The sequence below is a fragment of the Streptomyces sp. NRRL S-31 genome (genome assembly GCF_000718775.1).
Classification (GTDB): domain Bacteria; phylum Actinomycetota; class Actinomycetes; order Streptomycetales; family Streptomycetaceae; genus Streptomyces.
The window spans coordinates 121,571-133,164 of the sequence record NZ_JOCB01000002.1; the positions used below are offsets into that span (position 1 = coordinate 121,571).

Below are 11,594 nucleotides of genomic sequence, written 5' to 3' on the forward strand. Positions count from 1 at the left end.
AAGGCCCGATGCGCCCCGCGCCGCGCGAAGACTAGCGTTTCCGGCGTGCTGAAGACTCCCTCCCCCACCACCCCCCTGACTTCCGGGCATGCTGAGGGGGTGAGCGACGACGAGTTCCGGGCCGCGATGTCCCGGCTGGCCGCGGGCGTGGTCCTGGTCACCGCGCAGGAACCGCCGCTGGACCCGGACGACCCGGGGGCGCCGGGCGTGGAGGACGTCGGCATGACCGCCACCGCCTTCATGTCCGTCTCCCTCGACCCGCCGCTGGTGCTGGTCAGCCTGCGCGAGGGCTCCCGCATGGACGACCTCCTCGCGGAACAGCCGCTGTGGGCGGTGTCGGTCCTCGCCGAGAGCCAGCGGCACATCGCGGGCCGCTTCGCCATGAAGGGCCGGATCAGCGACCGGCTGCTCTTCGAGGACATCCCCTGCGTCCGCGGCGAGGCCACCGGCGCCCCGCTGGTCGGGGGCGCGCTGGCCACCCTGGAGTGCCGCACCGAGCAGCGGGTGGCGGCCGGCGACCACACCCTGGTCATCGGCCGCGTCCTCACCGCGCACGTGCCCGGCACCGAGGGCGGACCGCTGCTCCACTTCCGCAGCCGGTACCGGCAGTTGGGCTGAGCCCTCGGACACGGGCCCGGAACGCCGGTCCGGGAACGCCGGTCCGGACCGGATCCCATGGCGCCGGGGCCGGGAACAATTCCGTGGCTTCGGCGGGGGCGCTCCGCTTACGGTGCGCGGATGGCACCCCGTCTGGAAGCGGTCACCCCGCACAACTTCGAGACCGCCGTCGGCATCCGCGTCCGCCCCGGCCAGGAGCACGCCGTGGCACCCGTCGTGCGGTCCCTCGCCGAGGCGTACGTCCATCCGGCCGGGGTCGCCTGGCCGCGCCTGATCGTGGACGAGGGACGGGCGGTCGGCTTCCTGATGGCCTTCCTCGACATCGACTGGCACGGCGACGGGAGCCTGCGCCGCTCCGGGCTGTGGCGGCTGAACATCGCCGCCGGCGAACAGGGCCGGGGCTACGGCCGGTTCGCGGTCGACGCCGTGGCCGCCGAGATCCGCCGCCGCGGCGGCACGGAGCTGTACGTCAGCTGGCATCCCGGCCCGGACGGCCCGGGGGCGTTCTACCACCGCCTCGGCTTCCGGGAGAACGGGGAGCTGAGCGGGGACCAGACGGTGGGGGTGCTGCCCCTCCGCCCCCGCGACCGGCCCGCCCCCACGCCCCCTGGACAGCCCCGGCGGTCGGGTCCGCCGGCCGGGACGGCTCGGTGACGATGTCGACCGCCAAGACGCGGCCGGCGACGAAGGTGACGGCCGGGACCCGCTTCGGCCGGCCGTCGGCGAACACCGCCGGACCGGTGACGCCGTCCACCGGCACCGGACGGGCGACGGGCCCTCAGCCCCAGTCCCGCCCCGACCGGCCGCGCTTGGTCTGCGCGCGCGCCTTCTTCTCGCGCAGCCGGCGTTCGTTGATGCCGCGCGGGACGCGGGTCGGCCTGCGGGGCTTCGGCGGCGGCGCGGTGACCTCGGCGAGCAGCGCGGCGAGGCGTACGGCGGCGGCCTCGCGGTTGCGCCACTGCGAGCGGTGCTCGGAGGCCCGTACGGACACCACCCCGTCGACCAGGCGGCCGGCCAGCCGGTCCAGCGCCCGTTCCTTCCACACCGCGGGCAGCGCCTCGGTGCGCGCGAGGTCGAAACGGAGTTCCACCTGTGAGTCGCTGGTGTTGACGTGCTGTCCACCGGGCCCGGACGACCTGGAGAAACGCCACATCAGCTCGGCCTCGGGGAGCGAGACGGAGCCACGGATGAAGTAGGGCCCGGACATGTATCCCATGTTCCCGGCCGGGCCCGGCACCCGTCACCTGGATTTCCGGCTCGGTAAAAAAGGTAAAGGGACCCGGAACCACCGGGACCCCCCGCGACGTTGTCCCGGGTGACGGTAGCTTCGTCGGCACAGCAGTGCACCGATATGCACGGGTATCTAAAGGAAGGGACTCCCAACATGGCTGTAAGCCTGTCCAAGGGTGGCAACGTCTCGCTCACCAAGGAGGCTCCGGGCCTGACCGCCGTCACCGTGGGACTCGGCTGGGACGTCCGCACCACCACCGGCACGGACTTCGACCTGGACGCCTCGGCCATCGCGGTGAACGGGCAGGGCAGGGTCTACTCGGACGGCCACTTCGTCTTCTTCAACAACAAGCAGACCCCGGACAACTCGATCGTCCACACCGGTGACAACCGCACGGGCGAGGGCTCCGGCGACGACGAGTCGATCAACGTCAACCTGGCCGCGCTCCCGGCCGACATCGACAAGGTCGTCTTCCCGGTCTCCATCTACGACGCGGAGAACCGCGGCCAGAACTTCGGCCAGGTCCGCAACGCCTACATCCGCATCGTCAACCAGGCCGGCGGCGCCGAGATCGCGCGCTACGACCTGTCCGAGGACGCGGCCACCGAGACCGCCATGATCTTCGGCGAGCTGTACCGCAACGGCGCGGAGTGGAAGTTCCGCGCGGTCGGCCAGGGCTACGCCTCGGGCCTGGTCGGCATCGCGCAGGACTTCGGCGTGAACGTCTGAGCACCGGACCCGGCGCGCGGGTCCCCCGGCGTCCGCCCGGGGGCCCGCCGCCCCGGGCGGGCTCACGGCAGCCGCGGGAAACGGGCCTGGAGCGTCCAGAGGGCCGGGTTCTCCGCCAGGTCCTCGTGCAGGTCGGTCAGGTCCGCGAGCAGGTCGTGGAGGAAGTCCCGGGCCTCCCGGCGCAGCGCGGTGTGGGAGAAGGAGAGCGGGGGCTCCTCGGCCGGCGACCAGTCCGAGGTGATGTCGACCCAGCCGAAGCGGCGCTCGAACAGCATCCGGTCGCTGGACTCGGTGAAGTCCAGCTCCGCCCGCTGCGGCCGGGCCGCGCGGGAGCCCATCGGGTCCCGGTCCAGCAGTTCCACGATGTCGCACAGCGCCCACGCGAAGTCCAGCACCGGCACCCATCCCCAGGCCGTGGACAGCTCCCGGTCGGTCTCGGTGTCCGCGAGGTAGACGTCCCCGCAGAACAGGTCGTGCCGCAGCGCGTGCACGTCCGCGCGCCGGTAGTCGGTCTGCGGCGGGTCCGGGAACCGGTTGGAGAGGGCGTAGCCGATGTCGAGCACGGGGAGATGGTGTCACGCCGGTCCGCCGGGGACCGCCCTCGGTGCGCCCCCGCCCGCCTACGATCGGTGACATGTCCCGGTCCGTACGCCTTGTCCCGGTGATCGCCGTCCTGCTCGCCCTCGCCCTCACCGGCACCGCGTGCGGCGGCGGCAGCGGTCGAGGCGTCCCGGGCGGCGCCGGGCTGGGCGACCCGTACTTCCCGAAGGCCGGCAACGGCGGCTACGACGTCGGCCACTACGACCTCACCCTGGACTACACCCCGGCCGGCCGCCGGCTCACCGGCACCGCGGTCGTCACCGCCCGGGCCACCCGGGACCTGTCCGCCTTCGACCTCGACCTCGCCGGGCTGCGCGTCGACTCCGTCCGCGTGCGGGGCGAGGACGCCCGCTGGGAGCGCGCCGGGCGGGAACTCACCGTCCGCCCGCGCACCGCCCTCACCGCGGGCGACACCTTCCGCACCACCGTCCGCTACTCGGGCACCCCGCGCACCCTCACCGACCCCGACGGCTCCGCGGAGGGCTGGCTGCCCACCGCCGACGGCGCGCTGGCCCTCGGCGAACCCGTCGGCTCGGCGGCCTGGTTCCCCGGCAACCACCACCCCTCGGACAAGGCGGCCTACGACCTCACCGTCACCGTCCCGGAGGGACTCCAGGCCGTCTCCAACGGGGAGCCGGCAAAACAGCGCACGCGGGGCGGCCGTACGGCCTACCACTGGCACACCGCCGAGCCCATGGCGAGCTACCTCGCCACCGTCGCCATCGGGCACTTCGACATCACCCGCACCACGGGCCCGCACGGGCTGCCCGTCGTCACCGCCGTCGACCCCGCCGAGGCCGCGGCGAGCGCCGGGGTGCTCGCGAAGATCCCCGGGATCATCGGCTGGGAGGAGGACGCCTTCGGGCCGTACCCCTTCTCCTCCACCGGCGCGATCGTCGACCGCCGGGACGACGCCGGCTACGCCCTGGAGACGCAGAACCGCCCGGTCTTCCCCGGCGCCCCCGACACCTCGACCCTGGTGCACGAACTGGCCCACCAGTGGTACGGCGACTCGGTCACCCCCGGGTCCTGGCGGGACATGTGGCTCAACGAGGGTTTCGCTACGTACGCGCAGTGGCTGTACGACGAGGACCACGGCGGCCCCACCGCCCAGCAGACCTTCACCCGTCTGTACGAGGGCGACCACCCCGAGATCTGGGCCTTCCCCCCGGCGGAGCCGCCGAGCGCCGCGCACATCTCCGGCAGCCCCGTCTACCAGCGCGGCGCGATGGTCCTCCAGAAGATCCGGCAGAGGACCGGCGACGACACCTTCCGCGCCCTGCTGCGGGGCTGGGCCACAGCCCACCGCCACGCCACCGCCACCACCGCCGACTTCACCGCGTACGTGCGGCGGACGGCACCGGACGAGGACTTCACCGAGATCTGGAAGGACTGGCTGTACGGCGACGGCAGACCGGCCCGCCCCTGAGGACGGACGGGAGGACGGACAGGAGGACACGCGAGTGGCCGGACGGGAGGACGCGCAGGCGGCCGGGCGGGAGGACGGACGGCAGGTCCCCGAGCCCGCTCCCGCTCCCGCTCCCGCGCGGGCCGCACACCGTTCAGTCCTCCACCCTGATGCCCAGCTCCGCCGCCAGCACCGGCGCCAGGTCCAGCAGTTGGCCCGTGCCGATCACCGCGCCGGACAGCCGGTCCAGGCCACGGGAGATCTCCAGGGGCGCGGCGCCGCGCAGGTCGACGTCCTTCAGGGTGGCGTTGCCGAAGTCGGCCCCGCGCAGGGCGCAGCCGGTGAACTCCACCCGCTCCAGCCGCGCGCCCGCGAAGTCCGGCTCGACCAGCACGCAGGAGTCGAAGACGACGTCCTTCAGCCGGGCCTCGCGCAGGTTCAGGTAGTCGATCTTGCCGCCCCGGACCACCACCCGCTCCAGCACGGCGCCGTGCATCTGGGTGCCGCCCAGCCGCGCGTCGACCAGCTCGACGTCGCGGAAGGTCGACTCGGCCAGCTCCGTGCCGACACCGCGCAGCCCGGTCAGGACCGAGTCGAGCACCCGGGCCCGGCCCAGCGCCGTCCCGTCCACCGCGCAGCCCGTCAGCGCGCAGTCCATGAACCGGGCGCCCATGCCGTCCTGCCCGGCCAGGTCCAGCTCCCGGAACTCCAGCCCGTCGTAGTCGCCGTCCGGCTCCAGCCCGCCGTCCGTCCAGGGCTCCAGCGGCGGCAGCCGGACCTCCGGCCGCCGCGCGCCCCGCACCGCCGCCCGGCCACCGGACCGGCTCTCCGTCGCTCGCCTCACCATGCGCCCATGCTGCACCCCGCCACTGACAACCGCCCCGGACCGGGCCGGACCGGCCGGGACGGGACGGGACCCGACCGGCCGGGACGGGTCAGTGCCGGCCCGCCACCCGGTCCGCGAGCTTCGCCAGCCGCGAGGACTCCAGCCCCGGACGCAGGCGTTCGCGCTGGTCCGCCGTGCGGTAGGTGGCGTACATGCCCTGCACGCCCAGCCAGCGGAAGGGCTCCGGCTCCCACTTGCGGACCTTGTGGTTCACCCAGGGCAGCTCCGTCAGCTCGGTCCGGCCGCCCTGCCCGGAGTCCCGCTGGACCAGGTCGCGCAGGGTGCGCGCGGCCAGGTTGGCGGTGGCGACGCCGGAGCCGACGTACCCGCCGGCCCAGCCCAGGCCGGTGGAGCGGTCCAGCGTGACGGTCGCGCACCAGTCGCGCGGCACGCCGAGGACACCGGACCAGGCGTGCTCGACCCGGACGCCCGCGAGGGACGGGAAGAAGCGGGTCAGGATCTCGCGCAGGGCCTCGACGGTCGCCGGCTGGGTGCGGCCGTCGTTGTCGGTGCGCGAGCCGAAGCGGTACGGCACCCCGCGCCCGCCGAGCGCGATCCGGCCGTCGGCCGTGCGCTGGGCGTACATGTAGGCGTGCGCCATGTCGCCGAGCGTCTCCCGGCCCGCCCAGCCGATCGCCGCCCACTGCTCCTCGGTGAGCGGCTCGGTCGCGATCATCGAGGAGTTCATCGGCAGCCAGGTCCGCCGCTGGCCCTTCAGGGAGGCGGTGAAGCCCTCGGTGCAGCGCAGCACGTAGGGGGCGCGGACGGTGCCGTAGGGGGTGACCGCGTGCTTGGGACGGATCTCCGTCACCGGCGTCGACTCGTGGATCGTCACCCCCAGCGCCTCCACCGCCGCCGCGAGCCCCTTGACCAGCTTCACCGGGTGCAGCCGGGCCCCGTGCGGGGTCCAGGCGGAGCCGACCGCGTCCGCCACCCTGATCCGCTCGGCGGTCTCCCGGGCGCCGTACAGCTCCCGGTCCTTCTCCCCGTACGCCAGCTCGTGCTCGTGGAACGCCTTCAGCCGCGCCAACTGCGCCGGGGTCGTGGCCACTTCCAGGACCCCGCCCTGGTGCACCCCGGCGTCGATCCGCTCCGCGCCGGCGACCGCGACCACCTCGGCCACCGTCTCGTTCATCGCCTTCTGGAGCCGTACGGCGGCCTCATGCCCGTGCAGCTTCGCGTACCGGTCCCGGCCCGCGATCCCGTTGTACAGCCAGCCGCCGTTGCGGCCGGAGGCGCCGTACCCGCAGAACTTCTGCTCCAGCACGGTGATCCGCAGGAAGGGCGCCGCCTTCTTCAGGTAGTACGCCGTCCACAGGCCCGTGTAACCACCGCCGACCACGACCACGTCGGCGGTCGCGTCCCCGGACAGCGGCTCCCGCACCGCCGGAAGACCGTCGTCCGCGTACCAGAACGAGATGCCACCGTTGACGACACTGCTTCCCGAGCTGCTCATGGCCGGGACGTTAACCCCTGAGCCCGGCCAGTGTCTCCTTCGGATTCCATGGTTTCGCGCGCCCTTTGACCAGCGGACGGCAGGCGAGGCCGATCAGCACCGCGGTGAAGTGGCCGACATCGGTGAAGGTCCGCCCGGCGGCCAGCGGCAGGGCGAACACGGCGAGCACCGCCGCCAGGTACCCGTACCGCCAGGGCGCCGCGATCCGGTAGCCGAGCACCGCGATCACCCCGGCCAGCGCGTAACTCACGCCGATGTCCAGGGTGTCGGCCGCCGTCGACGGCGCCAGGCCCCGGCTGATCGCCGCCAGCAGCATGGCCTCGCTGATCAGCGAGGCCAGGACGTGGGCGAGGGCGCACACCGCCAGCCAGCGGGCCGTGCCCAGCCAGCGCTCGGCCGGCGCGTGGAACACCGTGTACAGGAAGGCGTACGGCAGCCAGTGCCCGCTCTCGTTCCACATCGCGCTCGCCACCAGGACCCGCACCGGCGTGTGCGACAGCTCGTGGATGTTGGTCGACCGGTGCCGCAGGAAGTTCTGCTCGAACCCCGGTGGCATGTGGTGCAGCACCACGGTCGTGACGAACAGGATGCCCAGCCACACATAGGTGCCGGGAGCACTGCGGACGTACGCCCACACCCCGCTCACGCCCCGGATAATTCGCATGACCCGATTCACCCACGCCGGTATCGTCCGATTCGTGATCGACATCCCCGGTGGGCTGGCCGAGGCGCAGGAGAGGTACAACGGCGCGGCGGGGCGGGCGTTCATCGACGGGCTGCCGGACCTCGCGGCCGGCTTCCTGGACCGCTGGCGGCTCCGGCTCGACGGGCCGTCGATGAACGGCGTCAGCGCCCTGGTGCTGCCGGTCGTCCGTGCCGACGGGCTGCGCGCGGTGCTCAAGCTCCAGTTGCGCGACGCGGAGAGCGAGGGCGAACCGGTCGCGCTGCGGATCTGGGACGGCGACGGCGCCGTACGCCTCCTCGACCACGACCCGGCCACCGGCACCATGCTCCTGGAGCGGCTGGACGAGACCCGGATGCTGGCCGGCCTCGACGACACCCGCGAGGCGGTCCTGGTCATCGCCCGGCTGCTGGCCCACCTGACCTCCTTCCCGGCCCCGCCCGGACTGCGCCGGCTCGGCGACATCACCGCGGCCATGCTGGAGCGGACCCCCCGGGCTCTGGAGCGCGTCACGGACCCGGCCGCCCGCCGGATCGTCGCCGACTGCGCCGCCGCCGTCCGCGAGGTCGCCGGCGAACCCGGCGACCGGCTGCTGCACTGGGACCTGCACGACGAGAACGTCCTCGCCGCCGACCGCGCCGACTGGCTCGCCATCGACCCCAAACCACTGGCCGGCGACCCCGGCTTCGAGCTGTGGCCCGCCCTGGACAACCGCTTCGACGCGGCCGAGGTCCGCTGGCGGTTCGACGCGATGACCGAGGTCCTCGGCCTGGACCGGGACCGCGCCCGCGCCTGGACGTACGGCCGCCTGCTCCAGAACGCCCTGTGGGACCTGGAGGACGGCCGCCCGATCGAGGAACGCCAACTGGAGATCGCCCGCCGGCTGGCATGACAGGACCCGGGCGGAACACACCCACCCGGGCCTCGAAGAGCCCCCTGTCGGATTCGAACCGACGACCTTCGCTTTACAAGAGCGGCGCTCTGACCAGCTGAGCTAAGGAGGCCTGCGCGCGCGCAGCGCGTGCGTGCCTGTGCAGTCTACCCACGTCCCGGCGCGGCACCGGAGAGAATTTCCGTGAAGTTCACAGGGTTGGACCTACTGACAGATCGGGTGAACGCCAGGTACCGTCCTGATCCAGTTCACCCGCGTGGACTACACCAACCACCTTCCTACAACGGATCGTCCGGCACGTTCCTGCCGGTAGAAGGGGGCCCATTCACCATGGCCACAGTCACGTTCGACAAGGCGACCCGGATCTACCCGGGTGCCACCAAGCCCGCCGTCGACGGTCTCGAGATCGCGATCGAGGACGGCGAGTTCCTCGTCCTGGTCGGCCCGTCCGGTTGCGGCAAGTCCACCTCCCTGCGGATGCTCGCGGGCCTGGAGGACGTCAACGGCGGTGCCATCCGCATCGGCGACCGCGACGTCACGCACCTGCCGCCCAAGGACCGGGACATCGCCATGGTGTTCCAGAACTACGCCCTCTACCCGCACATGACGGTCGCCGACAACATGGGCTTCGCGCTCAAGATCGCCGGCGTCAACAAGGCGGAGATCCGGCAGAAGGTCGAGGAGGCCGCGAAGATCCTCGACCTCACCGAGTACCTGGACCGCAAGCCGAAGGCGCTCTCCGGCGGTCAGCGCCAGCGTGTCGCCATGGGCCGCGCGATCGTCCGGGAGCCGCAGGTCTTCCTCATGGACGAGCCGCTGTCCAACCTGGACGCCAAGCTCCGCGTCTCCACCCGTACGCAGATCGCGTCCCTCCAGCGCCGCCTGGGCATCACCACCGTCTACGTCACCCACGACCAGGTCGAGGCCATGACGATGGGCGACCGCGTGGCGGTCCTCAAGGACGGTCTGCTCCAGCAGGTCGACTCGCCGCGGAACATGTACGACAAGCCCGCGAACCTCTTCGTCGCCGGCTTCATCGGCTCCCCCGCCATGAACCTGGTCGAGGTCCCGATCACCGACGGCGGCGTGAAGTTCGGCAACAGCGTCGTCCCCGTCAGCCGGGAGGCCCTGAAGGCCGCCGCCGACAAGGGTGACCGCACGGTGACCGTCGGCGTCCGCCCCGAGCACTTCGACGTGGTGGAGCACGGCGGCGGTGCCGCCGCGTCCCTGTCCAAGGACAGCGCGGACGCCCCGGCCGGTCTCGCCGTCTCGGTGAACGTCGTCGAGGAGACCGGCGCCGACGGCTACGTCTACGGCACCGTCGAGGTCGGCGGCGAGAAGCGGGACCTGGTGGTCCGCGTCAGCAGCCGCGCCGTGCCGGAGAAGGGCTCCACGGTGCACGTGGTGCCGCGGCCGGGTGAGACCCACGTGTTCTCCACGTCCACGGGCGAGCGGCTGTCCGACTGACCCACCGGACGACGAAGGGCCCCGCGGCCGGACCGCGGGGCCCTTCGCACGAGCGGGGCGGGGCCCCGGCGCCACGAGCCCTCCGGGCCGTGGACGTCAACCCCTTACCCAGAAAGCAGCCCCGTCTCATCCCCCATAAGGGTGACGCACGGTCTCCGTGTCATTACGGGGCGCTACCCTCACACGCGTGAAGCACTCCACCACCCCACAGACGCGACGCGGCCACCGGGGCGGCCCTGCCCGCCGGATCGGCCGCACTCTCGCCCTCGTCCTGCCCGTCGTCATGGTGCTCTCCGGGACCCTCGCGGTCACCCGGGTCAACTGGACGGGGAGTCCCTCCAGCTCGGTGCTGGCCGCCTCCGACGTCTCCTCGGCGGAGATCTCCACCAGGTCGGCCGCCCGCGCCCCGCAGGACGTGCTCCGCGACCAGCTGATGACCGAACTCCGGCACAAGGACCCGGGCGTGGTGCTCGGCCACCTCCAGCGGGCCGTCAACGGTCGTCCCGCGCTGGCCCGGCACTGCTCCTCCATCGCCCGCGCCCTCGGCACGGCCGCGGTGCGCCTCTACGGCGCCTCGCGCGCCCAGTCTTACGCCCGGCCCGTGTGCGACACGGCCTTCGCCTCGGGCGTCCTGGCCGCCCACAGCTGAGGCGGGACACCGGCGACGCCTCCCCCGGGGAACGCGTCGCCGCCGGTCCACGGCGGTGGGGCGCCACGTACAGTGCGGTCATGACCCATCCGAGCGCCGCGCCGCGCCCCACTCAAGCCGTGGTCCTGGCCGGGGGCCAGGGCTCCCGGCTGCGTCCGTACACCGACGACCGGCCCAAGCCGATGGTCGAGATCCCCGGTACGGGCACTCCGATCATCGGCCACCAGCTCACCTGGCTCGCCGAGGAAGGCGTGACGGACGTCGTGGTCTCCTGCGGCCACCTCGCCGACGTGCTCCAGAAGTGGCTGGACTCCGCCGACCTGCCCGTCTCCGTCACCACCGTCGTGGAGACCGAGCCCCTCGGCCGCGGCGGCGGTCTGCGGTACGCGGCGGCCCGGCTGCCCCACCCCGACCAGCCCTGGTACGCCACCAACGGCGACATCTGGACGCGGTTCTCGCTGCGGGAGATGGCCGACTTCCACACCGAGCGGGACGCGGTCGCCACCCTGGCGCTGGCCCGTCCGCGCATCCCGTGGGGCGCGGTGCAGACCGACGGATTCGGGCACATCACCGACTTCATCGAGGCGCCGCCGTCCACGTTCGAGATCAACGCGGGCGTGTACGTCTTCTCGCCGGGGTTCGCCTCGCTGCTGCCCGAGCGCGGGGACCACGAGCGGACGACGTTCCCGCGGCTGGCCCGGGAACGGAAGCTGGCCGGCTTCCCCATCCCGCACGGGGCGTACTGGCGGGCCATCGACACCGCCAAGGACCTGACGGAGGCGGCCAAGGAGCTGGCGGCGCTGGGCCGCTGACGGACCGCCGTCATTCACGGCGCAGCCTTCACCGACGGCCGCGCTCATCGACAGCCTCGGCCACCGGTAACCGCGAACAACCTCGGTCACCGACAACCGCGAAGGGCCCCGTACCTGCGAGAGGTACGGGGCCCTTGTCCGTCGTGCCGTCGTGCTGTCTGGTG

Annotated in this window: 13 protein-coding genes and 1 tRNA gene; 8 read left to right on the forward strand and 6 right to left on the reverse strand. The window is 73.0% G+C overall.

Annotation, left to right across the window (positions count from 1 at the left end):
* The first annotated feature begins 45 nt into the window (after positions 1-45).
* Both IF37_RS0101565 and IF37_RS0101570 read left to right on the forward strand, forming a co-directional pair.
* On the forward strand, positions 46-618 hold the full coding sequence (locus tag IF37_RS0101565; RefSeq protein ID WP_079165498.1) for a flavin reductase family protein: 573 nt from the start codon (positions 46-48) through the stop codon (positions 616-618).
* A gap of 120 nt (positions 619-738) precedes the next feature.
* The gene (locus tag IF37_RS0101570; protein WP_079165499.1) at positions 739-1,272 is read left to right on the forward strand and encodes a GNAT family N-acetyltransferase; all 534 of its coding nucleotides are present in this window, start codon (positions 739-741) and stop codon (positions 1,270-1,272) included.
* 124 nt (positions 1,273-1,396) lie between these two features.
* Here IF37_RS0101570 and arfB read toward each other — a convergent pair whose 3' ends face one another.
* Complete coding sequence (gene arfB, locus IF37_RS0101575) at positions 1,397-1,834, reverse strand: alternative ribosome rescue aminoacyl-tRNA hydrolase ArfB (RefSeq protein ID WP_030734842.1); 438 nt, start codon at positions 1,832-1,834, stop codon at positions 1,397-1,399.
* A gap of 168 nt (positions 1,835-2,002) precedes the next feature.
* On the opposite strand from arfB, the gene IF37_RS0101580 reads away from it, so the two are divergent.
* Positions 2,003-2,578, forward strand: a complete 576-nt coding sequence (locus IF37_RS0101580; RefSeq protein ID WP_030734843.1) for a TerD family protein — start codon at positions 2,003-2,005, stop codon at positions 2,576-2,578.
* Between the two features lie 62 nt (positions 2,579-2,640).
* On the opposite strand, the gene IF37_RS0101585 is transcribed toward IF37_RS0101580, so the two are convergent.
* Entirely contained in the window at positions 2,641-3,141 is a 501-nt protein-coding gene (locus tag IF37_RS0101585) for a hypothetical protein (RefSeq protein WP_030734846.1), read from the reverse strand.
* Between the two features lie 71 nt (positions 3,142-3,212).
* On the opposite strand from IF37_RS0101585, the gene IF37_RS0101590 reads away from it, so the two are divergent.
* A complete protein-coding gene (locus tag IF37_RS0101590; RefSeq protein WP_030734848.1) occupies positions 3,213-4,607 on the forward strand; it encodes a M1 family metallopeptidase in 1,395 nt (464 codons plus the stop codon).
* Between the two features lie 133 nt (positions 4,608-4,740).
* Here IF37_RS0101590 and IF37_RS0101595 read toward each other — a convergent pair whose 3' ends face one another.
* The 3 genes from IF37_RS0101595 to IF37_RS0101605 all read right to left on the reverse strand — a co-directional run bounded on the left by IF37_RS0101595 (position 4,741) and on the right by IF37_RS0101605 (position 7,592).
* Positions 4,741-5,433, reverse strand: a complete 693-nt coding sequence (locus IF37_RS0101595; RefSeq protein ID WP_106981694.1) for a pentapeptide repeat-containing protein — start codon at positions 5,431-5,433, stop codon at positions 4,741-4,743.
* An 88-nt stretch (positions 5,434-5,521) separates the two neighbouring features.
* Complete coding sequence (locus IF37_RS0101600) at positions 5,522-6,928, reverse strand: FAD-binding oxidoreductase (RefSeq protein WP_030734852.1); 1,407 nt, start codon at positions 6,926-6,928, stop codon at positions 5,522-5,524.
* 10 nt (positions 6,929-6,938) lie between these two features.
* A complete protein-coding gene (locus IF37_RS0101605) occupies positions 6,939-7,592 on the reverse strand; it encodes a rhomboid-like protein (RefSeq protein ID WP_030734855.1) in 654 nt (217 codons plus the stop codon).
* A gap of 34 nt (positions 7,593-7,626) precedes the next feature.
* Between IF37_RS0101605 and IF37_RS0101610 the strand changes: the two genes are divergently transcribed.
* Entirely contained in the window at positions 7,627-8,502 is an 876-nt protein-coding gene (locus IF37_RS0101610; RefSeq protein ID WP_253915597.1) for an aminoglycoside phosphotransferase family protein, read from the forward strand.
* A gap of 38 nt (positions 8,503-8,540) precedes the next feature.
* Here IF37_RS0101610 and IF37_RS0101615 read toward each other — a convergent pair.
* Positions 8,541-8,614 (reverse strand) — tRNA-Thr (locus IF37_RS0101615).
* 218 nt (positions 8,615-8,832) lie between these two features.
* Between IF37_RS0101615 and msiK the strand changes: the two genes are divergently transcribed.
* The 3 genes from msiK (at position 8,833) to IF37_RS0101630 (ending at position 11,430) form a co-directional block, all read left to right on the forward strand.
* A complete protein-coding gene (msiK, locus tag IF37_RS0101620) occupies positions 8,833-9,969 on the forward strand; it encodes a diacetylchitobiose ABC transporter ATP-binding protein MsiK (protein ID WP_030734861.1) in 1,137 nt (378 codons plus the stop codon).
* A 187-nt stretch (positions 9,970-10,156) separates the two neighbouring features.
* The gene (locus IF37_RS0101625) at positions 10,157-10,618 is read left to right on the forward strand and encodes a hypothetical protein (protein WP_030734864.1); all 462 of its coding nucleotides are present in this window, start codon (positions 10,157-10,159) and stop codon (positions 10,616-10,618) included.
* Between the two features lie 80 nt (positions 10,619-10,698).
* Positions 10,699-11,430, forward strand: coding sequence for a nucleotidyltransferase family protein (locus IF37_RS0101630; protein ID WP_030734867.1), 732 nt, complete (start codon positions 10,699-10,701; stop codon positions 11,428-11,430).
* Positions 11,431-11,594: the final 164 nt, after the last annotated feature.

Coding starts and splice junctions, on each gene's coding strand:
- IF37_RS0101580 (WP_030734843.1), top strand. CDS start 2,003: ATGGCTGTAAGCCTGTCCAAGGGTGGCAACGTCTCGCTCACCAAGGAG.
- IF37_RS0101570 (WP_079165499.1), top strand. CDS start 739: ATGGCACCCCGTCTGGAAGCGGTCACCCCGCACAACTTCGAGACCGCC.
- IF37_RS0101630 (WP_030734867.1), top strand. CDS start 10,699: ATGACCCATCCGAGCGCCGCGCCGCGCCCCACTCAAGCCGTGGTCCTG.
- IF37_RS0101590 (WP_030734848.1), top strand. CDS start 3,213: ATGTCCCGGTCCGTACGCCTTGTCCCGGTGATCGCCGTCCTGCTCGCC.
- IF37_RS0101600 (WP_030734852.1), bottom strand. CDS start 6,928: ATGAGCAGCTCGGGAAGCAGTGTCGTCAACGGTGGCATCTCGTTCTGG.
- IF37_RS0101595 (WP_106981694.1), bottom strand. CDS start 5,433: ATGGTGAGGCGAGCGACGGAGAGCCGGTCCGGTGGCCGGGCGGCGGTG.
- msiK (WP_030734861.1), top strand. CDS start 8,833: ATGGCCACAGTCACGTTCGACAAGGCGACCCGGATCTACCCGGGTGCC.
- arfB (WP_030734842.1), bottom strand. CDS start 1,834: ATGGGATACATGTCCGGGCCCTACTTCATCCGTGGCTCCGTCTCGCTC.
- IF37_RS0101605 (WP_030734855.1), bottom strand. CDS start 7,592: ATGCGAATTATCCGGGGCGTGAGCGGGGTGTGGGCGTACGTCCGCAGT.